11 protein-coding genes and 3 pseudogenes are annotated in these 16,788 nt (G+C 58.4%); 8 read left to right on the top strand and 6 right to left on the bottom strand.

Annotation, left to right across the window (positions count from 1 at the left end; translation table 11 throughout):
* Positions 1 to 62: 62 nt before the first annotated feature.
* A complete protein-coding gene (locus tag RFM68_RS06350; protein ID WP_320231863.1) occupies positions 63 to 1,784 on the bottom strand; it encodes an outer membrane protein in 1,722 nt (573 codons plus the stop codon).
* The gene (locus RFM68_RS06345) at positions 1,766 to 1,990 is read right to left on the bottom strand and encodes a hypothetical protein (protein ID WP_320231862.1); all 225 of its coding nucleotides are present in this window, start codon (positions 1,988 to 1,990) and stop codon (positions 1,766 to 1,768) included. Before RFM68_RS06345 ends, RFM68_RS06350 begins: the two co-directional genes overlap by 19 nt.
* Before the next feature lie 777 nt (positions 1,991 to 2,767).
* Between RFM68_RS06345 and RFM68_RS06340 the strand changes: the two are divergent.
* Positions 2,768 to 2,960, top strand: a pseudogene (locus RFM68_RS06340) (IS6 family transposase); the annotation flags it as partial.
* 434 nt (positions 2,961 to 3,394) lie between these two features.
* Here the strand turns inward: RFM68_RS06340 and RFM68_RS06335 are convergent.
* Positions 3,395 to 3,559 carry a hypothetical protein gene (locus RFM68_RS06335; RefSeq protein ID WP_320231861.1) on the bottom strand — a complete coding sequence of 55 codons (165 nt, stop codon included), beginning with the start codon at positions 3,557 to 3,559 and terminating at the stop codon, positions 3,395 to 3,397.
* A 304-nt stretch (positions 3,560 to 3,863) separates the two neighbouring features.
* A complete protein-coding gene (locus RFM68_RS06330) occupies positions 3,864 to 5,033 on the bottom strand; it encodes an IS110 family RNA-guided transposase (protein ID WP_320231860.1) in 1,170 nt (389 codons plus the stop codon).
* Positions 5,034 to 7,086: 2,053 nt separating this feature from the next.
* Between RFM68_RS06330 and RFM68_RS06325 the strand changes: the two genes are divergently transcribed.
* A complete protein-coding gene (locus RFM68_RS06325) occupies positions 7,087 to 8,019 on the top strand; it encodes a putative bifunctional diguanylate cyclase/phosphodiesterase (RefSeq protein WP_347343989.1) in 933 nt (310 codons plus the stop codon).
* A 356-nt stretch (positions 8,020 to 8,375) separates the two neighbouring features.
* On the opposite strand, the gene RFM68_RS06320 is transcribed toward RFM68_RS06325, so the two are convergent.
* Positions 8,376 to 8,678: a DUF982 domain-containing protein gene (locus RFM68_RS06320; protein WP_320212921.1), complete on the bottom strand. Its 303-nt coding sequence runs from the start codon at positions 8,676 to 8,678 to the stop codon at positions 8,376 to 8,378.
* A 383-nt stretch (positions 8,679 to 9,061) separates the two neighbouring features.
* The gene (locus tag RFM68_RS06315) at positions 9,062 to 9,847 is read right to left on the bottom strand and encodes a GGDEF domain-containing protein (protein ID WP_320231859.1); all 786 of its coding nucleotides are present in this window, start codon (positions 9,845 to 9,847) and stop codon (positions 9,062 to 9,064) included.
* Positions 9,848 to 10,559: 712 nt separating this feature from the next.
* On the opposite strand from RFM68_RS06315, the pseudogene RFM68_RS06310 reads away from it, so the two are divergent.
* The 6 genes and pseudogenes from RFM68_RS06310 to RFM68_RS06285 all read left to right on the top strand — a co-directional run.
* A pseudogene (locus RFM68_RS06310) lies at positions 10,560 to 11,966 on the top strand (ISNCY family transposase); the annotation flags it as partial.
* 760 nt (positions 11,967 to 12,726) lie between these two features.
* Positions 12,727 to 13,059, top strand: a complete 333-nt coding sequence (locus RFM68_RS06305) for an HxsD-related protein (RefSeq protein WP_502572767.1) — start codon at positions 12,727 to 12,729, stop codon at positions 13,057 to 13,059.
* Complete coding sequence (hxsB, locus tag RFM68_RS06300; protein WP_320231857.1) at positions 13,052 to 14,509, top strand: His-Xaa-Ser system radical SAM maturase HxsB; 1,458 nt, start codon at positions 13,052 to 13,054, stop codon at positions 14,507 to 14,509. The genes RFM68_RS06305 and hxsB overlap by 8 nt, the downstream gene beginning before the upstream one ends.
* A 1-nt stretch (position 14,510) precedes the next feature.
* A complete protein-coding gene (gene hxsC, locus RFM68_RS06295; RefSeq protein ID WP_320231856.1) occupies positions 14,511 to 15,671 on the top strand; it encodes a His-Xaa-Ser system radical SAM maturase HxsC in 1,161 nt (386 codons plus the stop codon).
* Between the two features lie 403 nt (positions 15,672 to 16,074).
* Entirely contained in the window at positions 16,075 to 16,287 is a 213-nt protein-coding gene (locus RFM68_RS06290; protein ID WP_320231855.1) for a hypothetical protein, read from the top strand.
* A 45-nt stretch (positions 16,288 to 16,332) separates the two neighbouring features.
* Positions 16,333 to 16,659: pseudogene (locus RFM68_RS06285) on the top strand (IS110 family transposase); the annotation flags it as partial.
* Positions 16,660 to 16,788 lie beyond the last annotated feature (129 nt).

The raw sequence follows: 16,788 nt of genomic DNA, 5'->3' as shown, positions 1-16,788 counted from the left end.
GCAATCGGGTGCTCTTTGCGGCAACAGCGGTTTAAACAGACTTCAAGCCATAAATATACGTTTCAGTCAAACCTGTAGGAGAGCTCTATGAACGTGCCCCATCGCTCCATGCTGTACTTAGCAAGAGCAGGCTGCTTAACAATGTTGCCGACGTCATCGCAGATGCAGTTATAGGTAACACTGCTGTTGTTCTTCGTCCACATTGCCCAGTACCGGGCACCAATGCCGATGCCGAAATTCTTGTTGAAGAAGTAGGATAGTGCTCCTTCCACCTGAACGCCCCCGCCACCTTGCCCCCGCTGATCGTAGAAAGTTGGTCTAGACCGAAGAAAGTGGTCGTCACGACCACGGAAGTCCGTCCACGGCAGGTAAGCAACATCGGCGCTCACACGCCAGCGCTCAAGCAGCATAGTCTCGGCGTAAAGGCCGATGCGCGGCGCATTCCAATCGGATTCTTGGCGGCCAGTGATCAGAGGCTGCATTGGCACCTGGCATGGAGCGAACGGCGAAGCGATCTGCACGCATCCGATCGAATCCGACTTCTGGCCGTAATAGGTCCATCCGACGAATGCACCCAGTTTATAGGTGCTACCGCGCAGAAAGTTGAAGCCCGCATCAGCCGTGTAGTACGCGAACTTTCCATTTGCTTGGCCGTGTAAGGTGTTGCTGTAGGCGAGTTTGTCAATGCTCGAATCTTCGTCGTTCATCCGTCCTTTGTCGAAGCGTCCGGCGCCAATGTTGCCCTTCAAGAATATCCCCCAGGGGCTATCAAGGCGTCCGAAAAATTCGCCCGAAAGGCCGTCCAACCCCCTGTACGTCAGCCTTGAGCTGGGGATGCTCTCATCCCCAAGTGTTGGTGGCGCAAGGATGTAATCCCACTGAAATATCCCCCGGCTGAGCCAGGCCCGTGAGCCACCCTCGAAGGACCAATCGCCTGTATATACAATAGGCTGGGCTTCTGTCGCCCCGTCCGAGAGTAGTGTATCATTCCGTCCCATAGATCGCGGGGAGACGCCAAAATGGTAATTCAGGCCGACCTTTCCCACGTGATAGCTACTAGATAAATTGCTGCTGCTGGTGGAGACGAATCCAAGAGGTGGGTACTGCACGGTCGAAGGAGTCGTTAAACGCGTCCCGCTAAAACCCATATAGTCGTACTCGAATTTGACAGACCAATCAGGCGAGAGCGCTTGCTCAACGCCAGCTCCGAGGCTCCAACCGAAGCGACCATAATCGAAATGTGTTGTGTGCCGTCCGAACCCAGGGAAGTCCTGCCTCAAAAATTCGTTGTTGTTGGCGATCTCGCCACGATTGTTTTGCCAAGCTACGCCTGCCTTGACGTAGGCCAGCATTTGGCCCTGCGGGCCAAACGTGTACCCGACACGTGCGGTCGCTGTGAAAAAGGAGTTCGGACCTGCGTGGCAGGTGTCTATTACAGCAGTGCCTGAGAAGGCAAAGCAGCTGTTTGTGCCGTCGGAGACAGCGTAGCTCGCGTCGAGTTCGGCGCCGAATACCAACCTATCTCTTTGCCAATTGTAGCCGAGCTGGCCTCCGGCCAGGAACACCGGAGTGCTGACGACGTCTCCATAAATCGATGGGCCATAAGGATCACTAAAGGACGTGCCGCCATAGCCTCCGCCGCCGTGGACGCCAATATATCCTCCGGTCCAGTCCCAGACCGCCGGTCCCGGCTCGACCATCCTGTTGAGATTGGCCGAATTGGCTGCACCGCATGCGGCGAACGCAACTATTGCCCCACCCCAAATTAGAACTCCAGATCGCATTTCACCTCACTAAACAAACGACGCATGACGCGATCGGCAACGAAGCTCCCAAGGCTGGCGGTCGTGGCGCCGCTCCAACAACCGCTGGGCAAAACCCGTGCCAGCTTGAGCCGCTCGCCTTGCCAGCGCTTTTCGATGGCGATGTCATCTAGGCGACGAATTGGATCGCGTTCGGCAGGCCGAGAAGACGTGCCCGCTTTGGCCATGAACGCGGCTGCGTATTCGGCCTAATCGGCCCGAAGCTGCGATTTTGGCCATGTGGCGGCGATCCGGTACCGCGCCAATGACGCGACGCCCCAAAAACGGATGTCGACCCATCAGGACCTGATCCGCTGGTCTATCCAGGATAGTCCGGCGCATCGCCACCAGGCTTGCCCAGCGTCGCATAAAGCACGCCGATGTAATTGCGTGGGCGCCAACCGCCTCCGAAATCAACGCAAACGCATTCGACTGTACAAAATCGACCATATTGCTCACCGTTTTCGATTGAGGAGGGTGGCGCATTGCCTCTCTGCCAGGTCATTTAGACCGTGCCGGTCGTACGGATGACCGTGGTGGTTTCTGCGATCTTCTTCTGCATGGTGCATTCCTTTTCCGTGTGAGTACCTGAACTGGTTTGGCGGATGCCACTCCAGTCATGTTGCCGTACGCCAGGCTTCCTGGTGTCAGCACGCCGCAAGGAGGAACAGCAACTTTCGTGCCACATATGTAAAGGTGTTCGAAGAAACTCGGAAGTTCCATAGGGTCCAGTCGCTTATCGATAAGAGGCTCTCGCGCACGAGCCTCAACCCACAGGGCGCACAATTGTCGTGTGTGGGACAATTGTTAGGTTTGTCCTGCCGCTGAACTGTCATCCAGGCGATTAGAGCCTTGGTAATTTCTTCTGCTTCAGCATGGTGATCTGAAGGCCCCGTAAAGTTAACTGACGGCTGATGAAGAATGTGCGTACATGGACGATGTCAGAAAGTTGCTCATGATCCGCTTATCGTCGCCACCGCTTTCCCGCCCGAGTTCATTGCGCACGCAGTATGGCTCTACTTTCGCCTTCCGCTCAGCCTCCGCATGGTTGAGGACATGGTGTCGGCCCGCGGTATCATCGTCACGCATCACACCATTCGAAGCTGGGCGGAGAAATTCGGACGGCATTTCGCCCGGAGATCAAGCGACGGTCAGCCAGCTGCCTGAGGGCCCGAGCCCAGAATTATCTGTCGTCGGCTGGGAGTAACCGGGGCAAAACCATAGCGGACCACCCGCTTCGGACCCGTTGCCGCAGGCGAGCTCCGCTTGGACGACTGCTCCATCCCGCTCGGCTTCAGCGTCGGCGCGGCGGTAGACCTTTCAGACGCCGTATCTCATCCTTCAGAGCCGCATTCTCGGCGCGAAGCCCGGCGACCTCCGCCCGCAACTGCCACGATCACGTCGAGCAGGCCCGCAGGGGTCAGCGTTCGAGAATCGGGTGGCTCCGACATGGTCTGATGGAATCATGCCGCACGCCAAACCGCCACCCACCTCAACCCGACACGCCCGAGTCATAATGCCGCGTCCGCCACCGCTGTACTAGATTTAGCGAAAAGGCTGTCCGGGAATTACCTGTATGGGGCTATGATTTGTCAGGCTTGATCCTGGTTCGTTTTCCTCATCTCCTTCTCGGCCCGATTGGCGACCATCTCCTCGTCCCGGGCCTTTGGGCTTTCTGACTGACCGCCGCGCGCAGTGACGGTCAAGGATGGCTGCAGGCCATCGCGAAGCGACTTGTCTTTGACGGTCACGAGCATGGCGGCAGGCTGCCTAGCCACGGGGTGGGGCCTTCCTGCGGGACCCATTGATGGATTCCGAGGCGAGCTCGCCATGAGCAGGCGCGGAGGTCGCGCGGCAGACTTGTATGCGGTGGATCCCGATGATCCGACCATGATGCAGCATGCGCATCGGTGGCGAAGCTCCGGGCGGCGGGCCCATTCTGAAACGCGGCTCAAAGACCATGTAATTCCTCGGGTTGCCGCCACCTCGGATCGTCATCAGCAGACCCTGCTAAAGGCCCGCCAACTGGGGTATGCGTTGTTCTCCTTTTTCCACGTGCCCTCATGATGCCAAACGCAAGACGACGCCGTTCGGCACCTCGCCGGTGGTGACGAGACGCCACAGGGCGATCAAAAGCTTGCGGGCGAGTGCCACGATCATCGTCTTACGTGTGGTTTTGCGGCCGTCGCTCGTGCGCGCCTGGAACCATTGGGCGAGGTTGCTGTCCTTCTGGAAGCTCAGAAACCGCCACGCCAGTTGGATCATGCCGCGCCGCACGCGGGCGTTGCCGGCACGTGCCAGCCCCCTCTCACGGCGGCGCTGGCCGCTCTCGTCCGGCGACCCGGTGAGCCCGGCATAGCGCGCTACGGCGCGGCGGTCGCGCAAGCCGCGTGACAGGATCTCGTGGACCAACATGTCCGCCGTCTCGACGCCGATGCCGATGATGCGTGCGATAAGGCGAACCATCGCGTGCGGGTCGTTTTCCGCCGCCGGGCCGGTGGCGAGCTTGCGCTCCCGTTCCTGTTCGATGGCGCGGATCTGCTGGCGCACCAGGCTGAGCCGCTCGAGGAAACGGTGGAGCTCGGCGCGGGTGTTATGCGGCAGCGCCGTCCCCTCAGCTGTACGGACGGCCTCGAGCCTGTCCGCAGCCTGGCGCAGGCTCAACCGCAAGTGGCGGATGCCGAAGCGGGCGAGGATCGCCTTGATGCGGTTGACGAGCCGCGTCTGCTCGCCGACCAGGCGCTCGCGCTCGCGGCTCGGTCGCCGCGAGTCCTCCTCTTCCATGGTCGGGATCGCCGCCATGGTGCAATGGCGCTTTTCGCCGCGCAGCCAGCCAAGAAAGGCACGCATCAATAGCTCAGTGTCGAGGCGATCGGTCTTGGCGCGGCGGTGCTCGCGCGACACTGCAACGCTGGCGGGGTGGATGGTGTAGGCCTCGATGGCTTGTCCCCGCAGCCAGCGCGCCAACCAGAAGCCGTCGCCAGCCGCCTCATAGGCGACGGCGATGCGCTTGATCGGGTGCCCGGCCTGGCCGGCTTCGTCGCGCCAGCGCTGCAGCAGTTTCAACAGAGCTGGCGCATCGGCATCGAGCTTCTTGAGCGGCTGGCGCTTGAAGCCCGGAACCAGCGCGGCGACCAGCCACTTCGCCTTGCTCATTTCGATGACGGCGACGATCGTGTTATCTTGTTCAAGAGCGGTAAGGGACCGGCTCGCGTCAAAAGATTGCGACATGGGGACGCTCCTTCTGCTGGATGATCTTGGAGCGCCGAAGGATGCCACACCCTCGCCGCTCGCCCCATATCATCTGAAACACGCATTTCAAGAGGGCGGCACGAATTTTTTAGCACTCGATACCGGAGAGTGCTACCGATATGAATTCTTAGAGCTAATTGCGCGCAGTAAGAACCAGACAAAAAGGACTGGTCCAGTTTTCTGAAGGACCGTAGGCGTTCGTCAGTTCTTGGACAGTTAACCAGAGTAGCGTCTGGGGCCCATGCATACGTGATGCATGCACCTTAGGAGACTATGATGGACCCGAGCAACTTCAATCTATTTGGATTCGATCCGAATGCGTACTTCGCCTTGGCGGCGCAGCAGCAGGCGGGGCAGGCGGAACAACCTGAGGAGGCTGCGCAAGGCCACTTTGAGCAGCACCTCGAAGGGGCGGCCCAGCCGAACGTTCCGGATCATGGGAGGAGGTATAGGGCCGCCCCTGGAGACGAGGACCTCATCCAGAGCGCGGGTAATATGGAGTTGCAGAGATCTGGGCGTGCGGCCGTAGATCAGTTCCGTTCAGGCCTTCGGAAACTATCTGAAAGGCTTCACGACGTTTATGGGTTGTCTCTCTCTGGCCTCAGCTGCGAGTCGCTAAAGAGCTATGCTCGCACACTGTGCGCAGGTGAAAGCCAAGTCGTGAAGGGGCTGAACATGCTTAAGCGGTACCGTGGGACTTCCGGGGAGGGTTCGTCGCAGGCGGGCACTGGGAGGCGGTATCAGTTCGCTCCTGGAGACGATGACCTCATCCAGAGGGCGGGTGATTTCGCTCGGGCTGGTAACACTATAGCGGGTCATACCGTGGTCGAATATGGTTCCGGGCTCCGGAAGCTATCTGACAGGCTTCACAGCGTTTACGGCTTGTCTCTCTGTGGAGTCAGCGGCGAGGCGCTCAAGAATTATGCCCAGGAACTTTGTGGGGGTGACAAGCGGGTCGCGGCAGGGCTGCGCATGATTGAGAACTACCGTCAGACTCTTGGGGAGGGTACGTCGGGGGCTGCGGAGGGTAGCGCTAGACAGCCAGAGCACGAGTCGTCCCCGCCGCGGGTGTCGAGTTACAATCAAGACCAGCTTTGGGACTCGTATGATGCGGCGGAGGGAGGGTGGCGCGGCGCCTCTCCACCGCCCAGTCACAATTCGGCGGAGGTTTGGGCGGGCGTCGATCAATGGAACCAGGCGCCGCCCCAGAATTGGGGGGCCAACTCGTCGAGTTTTTGGCAGGGTGTGCCTTCGCCGGCGCCTAGCGTCAATCAGCCAGAGCACGAATCGTCCCCGTCGCGGGTGTCGAGTTACAATCAAGACCACCTTTGGGACTCGTATGATGCGACGGAGGCAGGGTGGCGCGGCGCCTCTCCACCGCCCAGTCACAATTCGGCGGAGGTTTGGGCGGGCGTCGATCAATGGAACCAGGCGCCGCCCCAGAATTGGGGGGCCAACTCGTCGAGTTTTTGGCAGGGTGCGCCTTCACCGGCGCCCAGCGTCAATCAGCCAGGCCCATCGTGGGAGCAAGGCGCCGCAGCGTCGATCTTTGGGGCACCATACATGCCTTACGCGCCGCCTCCAGTGCCAGAGCTAAACATCTACGTCTCGGGCTGGCAACACGGCAATCAACGGGCGTCAATGGACCTGATGCGCGGAATGCACTACAAGGAAGTGTTGCCGAGCTCGTCTCGGCCGCAGACGAATTTCACCATTGACGGCGTGCCCTATACGGCGACATTGGGGCCGTCAGGTAGGCAAAACGACATTCGGGTCTCCCGAAACTGAGCAAGTGATTGGCTGCATTTTTGTCAATGCTATTTAAAGTGAGACAAAGTAGCCAACTTATAAATGCGATTATTACTTCGTTCGCAAGTTACAATATTTGCAAAGTACGAAGACGCAAGCCGCCGACCGGATGGAGATGGTCAGGGTTGCCTAGCCCGGTCGGCGGCGGACGGCTCCAGCTGCAAGATAAACTAGCTTTGACATCCCGATCACTCCGCCGCTTCAGGTCGACGGCGCCGAGATAGTGATCGGCGCGAGTATCGGCGCTGCGCTGGTCCCGGACGGCGCCGCCGACATCGACAGCCTACTGAAATGCGCCGATCTCGCCCTCTATCGAGCGAAGCAATCGGACAAGGGTACCTTCCGCTGGTTCGAAGCCGGGATGGACATGCGCCAGCGCGAGCGGCGTGCGCTGGAGATAGAGCTGCGCGGCGCCGAGATCGAACGCGAGTTCGAGTTGCATTGCCAGCCAATCATCCGGACCCAAACCGGAAAGCTCCGCGGGTTCGAGGCCCTGCTGCGCTGGCAAAATCCGCGCCGCGGCATGGTGTCGCCCGCGGATTTCATCCCGATCGCAGAGGAAACCGGCAAACTCGACGAACTCGGCCGCTGGGTATTTGCGATGGCATGCCGGGAGGACTGGCCCTGGCCGCGCGATCTGGTGCTGTCCGTCAACGTCTCGCCGGTGCAGTTCCGCAAAGGGAATCTCGTCGGAGGAGGACTGGCCCTGGCCGGCAGCGGGCTGGAGGCGCACCAGTTGGAGATTGAGATCACGGAGTCGGTGCTGCTGGCCGAGAGCAGCACCAACCTCGCCATTCTCAAGCAACTTCGATCGCTCGGCGTGCGCATTGCGCTCGACGATTTTGGCACTGGCTACTCCAGCCTGAGCTACCTCAGGCAGTTTCCATTCAATGGCCTCAAGATCGACCGGTCGTTTGTCCGCGAGATCGGCCGGTGTCCAGAGTCGCTCGCCATCGTCCGTGCCGTCATCGGCCTCGGCACCAACCTCGGCATCGATACCACGGCCGAGGCGGTGGAGACGGTCGTGCAGTTGGAGGCATTGCGCGCCGAAAAATGCGGCGAGTTGCAAGGGTTCCTGTTCAGCCCGCCGGTTGCCCGCAAGAGTGTCGCCTCCATCATCGGCGCGTATTTCGAAGAGACATCGCGTCTCGCGTAACGGGATCGCCGACCTGTGCTGTCGATAGCCTGCGTCCAGAGCAAGTGGCGATTGGATCGAACCATTCTGCGCGAATTGATTTGGGTCAGGTCGGGATTCGGCTAAGGTCCTACCCCGTCTGGCCGTCCCTGCCGTCGAAAGGTCACGAAGGACGCCATTCAGCAAGCTCCCGGTGCAGCGGATATTAAGATCGCCTGACCTGCCTCGCCAGTCGCATCCGCTCTGCTTCAAGGCGATGAACTCGGCCACCGGCAAGTCGCGCCGGCTGCGCCACAAGGGAACTGGCGAATTTGGGTTGCGCCGGCTTCCAAGGCTCGGCGCTGCCTTCTTTCGACCAATCTCACCCAAGCGCCAGTCTACACCTGCACCTTTCCGCTTCCCGATTTGCAGGCAGCGACCCATTGCATCGCGGAGTTTGGGTCTTCCAAAATCCCGGCCCGTTTCGCAAAGCCGAGAAAGGCATTGTGGGCCGCGCCTATAGGCTTGTGCCCGTCGTGGGCGTCAAAGCACGCCCGAAGGGCGGTTTGATGGATCAAGTCTCTGCGATCTTCCGGCCATTCATCGAGAAAATCGATTGCGTCCGCAAGGCCGGCAATCTCTTGCACGATAACCGTGGCACGCCTCACGAAGATGGGGCTGCTGAAAACTTCGGCGTTCATTTCATTTCCCCCGACCTGCTGAACGGCTTGTCTGTGTAAGAGGCCACTGATCGAGGTCGGTTGCGACTATCGCAGCATGTGTTGTCACGGCGATGACGGCTTGATGGGAAGGAGCCGCGTCGCGCCCGAGGGAAATCATGGATTTCGTAGAGTGCCGCCTTTGCTGGGGGACAGCGGCGGATCATCGCAACCGACAACCGCCTTCGCGTTGAGGCAGCCTGGTACAAATCGAAGACTACGGCTTCCGATTGGCACGGCATCAGGAATTTGATGCGCTCCGTTTAAGGCAATTTGTTGCGGCGTGTGGCTCTCGTTTTGAACTCACGATGGTTGATTTACTGAGTAGCGCCGCACCCGAAGGAACCCGCCCGAAGCGAGGTCGGCTATGAAGTCACGACTCGGAATCTGATTGCTTCGTAGTCGAACGAAACGCGGTTCCGGCCACGCTGTTTCGCTTCAAAAATGCATCGTTCTGCTGTGCGAAGGATATCCTGACTATCTGCATTGGGAGGGATTTCCGCACCCCCGATGCTGACAGTCACCTTTAGATCGTCCTGTTGTCCTTTGATCCAGGGCATCCCCTCGATAAGACGGCGGATGTTCTCCGCCATGGTCATTGCCTGCTCTTTGCGGACCCCTCGCAGCAGGACCCCGAACTCTTCGCCCCCAAGGCGCCCAATTGAATCGCCAGGGCGCGTCAGATAGACAAGCGCTTTTGCGATTCGAACCAAGGCCTCGTCACCTTTGGAATGTCCGTGCTTGTCATTGAACAAGGCGAAGTGATCGGGGTCGATAACGAGAAGCGTGTCGTATTCACCCTCATCGCGCTTCCTGTCCATCCTTGCCATGAATCCGCCGCGGCTAAGAAGCCCCGTCATCGGGTCGTGGCTAGTCACGAACGCCAGCCTGTCGTGGGTCTCTCTCAGGGCTGCATACGACTTCTCCAACTTGTCACAGGTGTCTTGGATGGTTTCCGACTGGGCGAAGATGTAGGCACCGACGGGCATTCCAATCAGGATGGGAATGAGGGTGCATTCCACCCAGCTCAGCCAATCGATCGGCATGTGCAAGGCGAGTCTTGCCGTGAACGACAGAGCAAAGGTCGCGACGATTGCAATTATCGTCACGACTATTGATTTGCCTAGAATACGCTTGGCGCGAGGCGTCATGTTGTTTCTTTGGAGATTGGCACTGTTTCTTTAGCTAGAGGCTCTGAAAGAGCCGTTACCAAGTCAATTAAGATTATTCTGAAACTAGAAGGGCGAGAAAAGAGGTGCCGTCATCTGCGGTCGGGAACGCGCGCAAACGTAGGACAGCGCGGCGAATTTTAGCAACGCTTAAAATGCGAGTTTTTCGAATCTGCTGGCGTTAGTTTTCGGATGCTAATCCACGCTGCATGGATGGTGATCGTTGAATATGCGCGGCCTAGGCTGGATTAGAGAAATACGATTGACGGAGGCTCAGCAGATGCGCGATCGGATAGCTTTGCTCGAATCCGAATTGATCAATGCGGCTGGTTCCAAAGGCAAATCCAATCTGCTTAACGTAGGTCACCAGCTTCGTTCGCAAAAGGCTAGGTTGGAACGCCTGGAACAATGCATAGCCTGGATGCCGAAGCGACTCTGACACCGCGCAACCCCGATCCAAGGAAAGTCGTCCGCGGATTTTGGCGATGCCGGCAGGTTCGACGCGATCTGAGACCGTGAAGAGGGTGGCGGTTTTCTGGAAATTTCTGCAAATTCCAGACTGCCTTTTATGCGACTTTTAATTGTAGCAGCTAAGTTAAAATGTCCGGATCTGGCAAAGTAGGAATGTCACTCCTGCCTTGCCAATCTCCCCGCGTTCGAGAGCGCGGGAGATTGCAGATTGGGACTGGTTCTGATGAGCGAACGCGAGCTGCGGCGTATCGAGGTTCTGTCGAAGGTTATTGAGCAGCGAATGACAGGCGTTGCAGCGGCAAACCTGCTCGACGTTTCAGTTCGTCAGGTCCAGCGGCTGTTGAAGACGTTCCAGGTGGATGGCGCTGCAGCTCTCCGGCACAAGGCGCGTGGCCGGCGTTCCAACAATCGCATTGTCGATGGTGTTCGCGACTTCGTGCTTCAGCTGATCCGCGAACACTACATCGACTTCGGTCCAACGCTTGCCCGCGAGAAGCTGATCGAACGGCATCAGCTCGCGGTCAGCAAGGAGACGCTCCGAAAGTGGATGACGGAGGCTGGAATCTGGACGTCGCGCCGTGAACGCAAGCAGCGGCTGCATCAGCCGCGCGGGCGACGAGACTGCTTGGGCGAGATGGTGCAGATCGACGGCTCGCATCACTGGTGGTTCGAGAACCGTGGGCCCAAATGCGCCCTGCTCGTCTTCATCGACGATGCGACCGGCAAGCTGCTTCATCTGCGCTTTGCCGGCTCCGAGAACACGTTCGACTACTTTCACGCGGCAAAGGCGTATCTGCGGGAATGGGGCAAGCCGCTTGCGTTTTACAGCGACAAGCATGGCATTTTCCGAGCGACCCATGGTTCCGAGAAGGATAGAAGCAGCGGCCTGACACAGTTCGGCCGGGCTCTTTATGAACTCAACATCGATATCATCTGTGCCAACACCCCACAGGCCAAGGGTCGCGTCGAGCGCGCCAACCAAACGCTCCAGGACCGGCTTGTGAAGGAACTGCGCCTGCGCGACATCAGCACGATCGAAGCGGCCAATGCCTATGCGCCCGAGTTCATGGCGGACTTCAACGCACGCTTCGGCAAGGAACCCCGCAATCCGAAGGATATGCACCGCCCCCTCGCCGATCATGAGAATCTGGACGGCGCCATGTGCCGCAAGGAGGTTCGCACGCTGTCTCAGGCTTTGACGCTGCGCTACGACAAGGTGCTGTTCATTCTCGATCCGACCGATACCGCGAAGCGGCTTGCCCGCAAAAAGGTCGTCGTCTGCGACTATCCCGACGGTCGCCTCGAGGTCACGCACGACGGCATCGCCCTACCCTACAGAACCTTCGACAAGCTGCGTTCGGTTCATAGATCAGAGATTGTCGAGAACAAGCGACTTGATGCTGCCCTGGACCTGGTCGCCCAGATGCAGGCTGGCCGGGAGCTTCATCGCAGCCAGCGCGGGCCGCGGCGCACCGGACAGACGAACCACATGTTCGGCATTCCCGACGGCAGCCAGAGCAATGGCTATGTGAAGCGTGGCCGCAAGCCCGGTCGGAAGGCGGATTTCACAAAGGACCCCGCGGTCGTCGTGCGGCGTGAGCAGGGGTTTGCCAGACTGCCCGCAGCCAAGGTCGAGAGCCAGGCCGTCAAAGTCGATCTGACACTCTCAGAGAGCGATAGGCATCGTATTGCGGATGTCCTCGCAGTGCTGGACGAGTTTCCAATCAACCGGAAGACTCAACCGACAACGGACGCCGGCTTTTAGCTCGAAGAGGGCCACGCGGCTCTCAAAGCTAAAGCCGACGGAGATCTACTGGATCGCCCCCCGATCGGGCTGCGCAACCCCGACCAGCTGACGCCCGATCGGGCGCTGGCGTCGCAGCCGGCAGCACCGGATTGCGACATTTCTACTTTGCTGGCTGCGCGACATTCGAACTTGGTTGCAACATTAATGAAGCACAAAACATGAACATGCGTGACGAGCCTCGTGCACAGAACGCGGAACCCATCACCGCAACAATACAGTATTGAACAATCATATTAGTGAAGGCTTAAGCCTTTTCGCGCAAGTGGTACTTGCCCAGATTGACCGGCTTTGCTAATGAATCCGTGCAAACGGGGGTTTGGATAATGTCAAAACGTAGTTTTCTATCGCCAATGGCCTTGTCGGCCACGATGATCCTTGGCGGCCAAGTGCAGACCGCAGCGCTTGTCGAATCGGCGAATCAGACTTCGAGCAAGCTGGCTGAAGCTGGCACTGTCCCGGCGGACCTTGGCTACGGTGAGGTGCTCGACCGCTCCAATGGTACGGACGTTATCATGGCGTACCACACCAGCCATTCGAGCCATGCTAGTCACGGGTCTCACTGCTCTGGCTACAGCTATTGCTGATGACGGACGCTCCTCGCGATAGCGAGCTCGTCCGGACTGCCCAAGCCAAGTTTGATCTGTCTGTCTTCGGCCTCGACTGTGTGAAGCGCGCAGCGTACCGGATAACCGGGAACGCTGCTGTTGAAATCACTATCGAAGATGGCTTCACAATCTGCACGATCAACTTTAGCAAGGCGGTCGGGCGAGCTTCGGCCGACGCAGCGATAGAGAGGCTGCAACTCGAGGTTTTGGATCAAGACCTGCGAGGCACGATCGCCGCCGAAACAACTTCAGTTAGGAACGCGATATTGGCGTTGGCCTTCTCCAGATCGGGCCTGCAGTCGGATGACTAGGTTTGCCCCGGCGAGCGACTTTCGCCGATCAGCGGATGACACGTACCAGCTGGCCTACTTCCGTTTTTCGCCGCTCGACGACGAGCGGTATGTCCTGACGAACCAAGCCGGTGAATATCTGGTATTGCCGCGCGCTGTGCTGGCTTCCTTTGTCAAGCATGAACTCCCAAGCAACCACCCGGCATACTCTCGTCTTCGCAGCCGACAGTTCCTTTTCGACGCCTCGTCAAATTTGGGGCGAGACCTGCTGGCGCTGAAGGTTCGCACCAAGGCCAAGAGGCTCGAGAACTTTACCTCGCTTCACATAATGGTCGTATCCCTGCGGTGCGAGCATTCCTGCCCGTACTGTCAGGTGTCTCGTCAGAGTGAAGATCGCTCGGCCTTCGACATGTCGGAGGAGACTGCCGAGAAAGCGTTGGCCCTGATTTTTCAATCCCCAAGCCTAGCGATCAAAATCGAATTCCAAGGCGGCGAACCGCTGCTGAACTTTCCGCTGATCCAGCATGTCGTGCGCAGAGCTGAAGAGATCAATCAGGTTGCCGGGCGATCCTTGCAGTTCGTCATCACGACAAACCTCGCCGTCATCACGGACGAAATCCTGGAGTTTTGCCGCCAGCACCGCATCCTGATTTCGACATCGCTTGATGGGCCGGCTGCGCTTCACAACGCCAATCGTCCGCGTCCCGGGAAAAACAGCTACGAGTTGGCTGTCGCGGGCATTCACAAGGCGAGAAAGGCCCTCGGCCATGAACGCGTCAGCGCGTTAATGACCACTACGAAGGCCAGCCTCTCGCAAGTCCGCACGATAATCGACGAATACGTCAGTTTGCAGTTCCCCGGGATATTCCTTCGTCCGCTTTCTCCCTATGGTTTCGCAGTCAAGACGAAGTTCTATTCCGCCTATGACGTGGACCGCTGGCTCGATTTCTATTTCGAAGGGCTGAACTACATCCTTGAGCTCAATCGGATTGGCATTCCATTCAAGGAGTTTTACGCGGCTACCATCCTCACAAAGATGCTGACGCCATTCGAGCCGGGATACGTAGACCTTATGAGCCCAGCTGGCATCGGTATCTCGGCCGTTGTCTATAATTATGACGCCAGCGTGTACGCGTCCGACGAGGCGCGGATGTTAGCCGAAATGGGCGACAAGACGTTCCTGCTCGGAAATGTCCATGAAAACACCTATGCGGAAATCTTTGGAGCCGACGCTCTGTTGGATCCGATCGAGCAATCCTTCGCAGGCTCAGTCCCAATGTGCTCGGAATGCGCCTATGAACCCTTTTGTGGTTCCGATCCGGTATTCCACACTGCCACGCATGGCGACTTCGTCGGTCTGAAGACTCGTTCGGGCTTTTGCAACCGAAACATGTCCATCTTCAAGAGGCTGATCGCGCTCATGGAAAGCGATGTTGCCACGCGAGAACTATTTTTGAGCTGGGCGAACTAAGATGCTGCGTTTGAGCGGGTTCGCCGCGTCAGCCAATATCGAAGAGTCCGCCCCTCGAGCGGCCCTCCGTCTGGTGACCTCACCGACCGGTCCCAACCCCAATCCGAACCATGATGCTTATCTCTTTCGGGGCAAAACGTCAGACCCCGGCTGCCAATGGGTCGTGACCTTTGAAGAGCATCAGGCCGAGGCGGAAAAACTGTTCTCAGACCGACGGCTGATCGTTCTACCTGATTACTTCTCCTATCTCGGCGAAGGGGACGTCATCCGCTTTGCGCCGGATCGAAAGGCGGTGCGCGTCCTGTTTCGAAAGGAGGCCAACGCGAACTATTTCCTCGTGACCGAAAGGTGCAACCATCTTTGCTTGATGTGCTCTCAGCCGCCAAAAGATGTTGATGATCGCTGGCTGGCGCGAGAAATCATAGACGTGCTGCCGCTGCTGCCCGCATCGACACCGTTTCTCGGGATCACAGGTGGGGAGCCAACGCTGGTCGGCGAGGACTTTTTCGAGATTTTGTCTTGCGCTAGGGACCACCTACCTGCAACGCCAATCCACATTCTTTCAAACGGCCGGACATTCAAGGACAAGGCCTTCGCGCAGAGATATCAAGCGATTGGCCATCGTCGCCTCTCGCTGGGCATACCGATCTATTCCGCGGACCCTGAAGTTCATGATTACGTGGTTCAATCCAAGGGCGCTTTTGATGAGACTATCCGCGGGATCATGAACCTGAAGGCTGTCGGAGCTGAGGTCGAGATACGAGTCGTCGTTCACAAGCAGACCTACGAGGGTCTAGCCGACCTGTCGGATTTCATTTTTAGGAACCTGACCTTCGTCGATCACGTGACGTTTATGGGGCTTGAGATTACCGGCTTCACGAGGGCAAACATGGACAAGCTCTGGATGGACCCGTACGACTATCGAAGTGAGCTGCGGGCTGCAGTGCAGTATCTGGCTGCCGCTAGGATCAATGTCTCAGTCTACAACCACCAGCTCTGCCTTCTTGATGGCTCCATCCATCAGTACGCAAAACGTTCGATCAGCGATTGGAAAAATGAATACGCCGATGAGTGCGCAAGCTGTTCCCTACGCAATAGATGTGGCGGTTTCTTTTCATCCAGCAGCCTTGCAAGAAGCTCTCACATTGCGGCGTTCCAATAGTAGAACACCAAAGTGTCTAGGCGCATTCACGAAATCGGACCCAAAAACTAAGATCGTCCAATGCGAAGTAGCTTGAGAAACCCTCTCGCGCTAATTGTCATCCTCAGCTTCACGACCATCGTAAGCAATGCGTGAAGGCACCTTGCAATAGGCCGATGAACATGGAGCTTTCGCGCCATGACATTGGAACATGCAGAGGGCGATGTGGTCGCCGAGATCAGCAGCACTGCGGCGGCTGAAGATGGTGCAACGATGCCCGGCCGCGTACGGCAACGGAGGCTGTGGAGTTGCGCCGAGAAGCGCGCGTTGGTCGACCTGGCGAGCGCGGCGGGTTCGTCGGTGACGGAGGTCGCGCAAGCGTTCGGTTTGGCTCCGTCCACAGCTCTATGCGTGGCGCAAGCAGATGGCCGGCGACCAGCCCGATGCCGATCAGGCAGTGGCCACCTTCGCGCGCGTCGACGTGAGCGATCTGGCCCAGGTCGAAAGCCCCGTCGCCGATTGCCCGGACCCGGCCGGGAGAATCGTCGTGGCCTTTGCGAACAGTGCGCGATTGCGGATCGATGGGACCGCCGATCCGACAGCGCTGCGCATCGTCATGGCGGAGTTGAGCAGGTGATCACGGTGGTGCCGACCGACCAGATTTATCTGTGCTGCGGCGCGACTTTCTCGGACATTGGTCGCGGCTCGAACGAAACTCATGCGGACGACACTGGACGTGGCGAACCAGATCCGGGGATTGATGAAGACGTTCGGCCTTATCGTTCCGTGCGGTACGGGCGGCAAATTCGAGGTGCAGGTTCGCTTCCTCCTGGCCGACAATGTCGGACTTTCGAGGACAATCCTGCCCTTGCTCGAAGCGTGGCGTAGTCTGCGTCTCCAGGCAGCCAGGTTGAGCAGGCAACTCCTTGCTGAAGCGCGAAGAAGCCAGCAATGCCAGTTGCTGATGTCGATTCCCGGAGTTGGGGCGATCACGGCAACTGCCTACCTAAACCGAAGTTTCTGTTTGTGAGCTGTGCAAGGCCTTGAACCGACTCGCCAATTTGACGATCAGATTTTTCGGTTACTGGACACGCATCGGATCGAGGTCGAGAAGCTTGAAGGCTTGGTCCTGAAGCGG

This window comes from Mesorhizobium montanum, from assembly GCF_033977145.1.
Classification (GTDB): Bacteria; Pseudomonadota; Alphaproteobacteria; order Rhizobiales; family Rhizobiaceae; genus Mesorhizobium; species Mesorhizobium montanum.
Note: the sequence above shows the minus strand (reverse complement) of the source record. Positions and strands in the feature narration are given on the sequence as shown.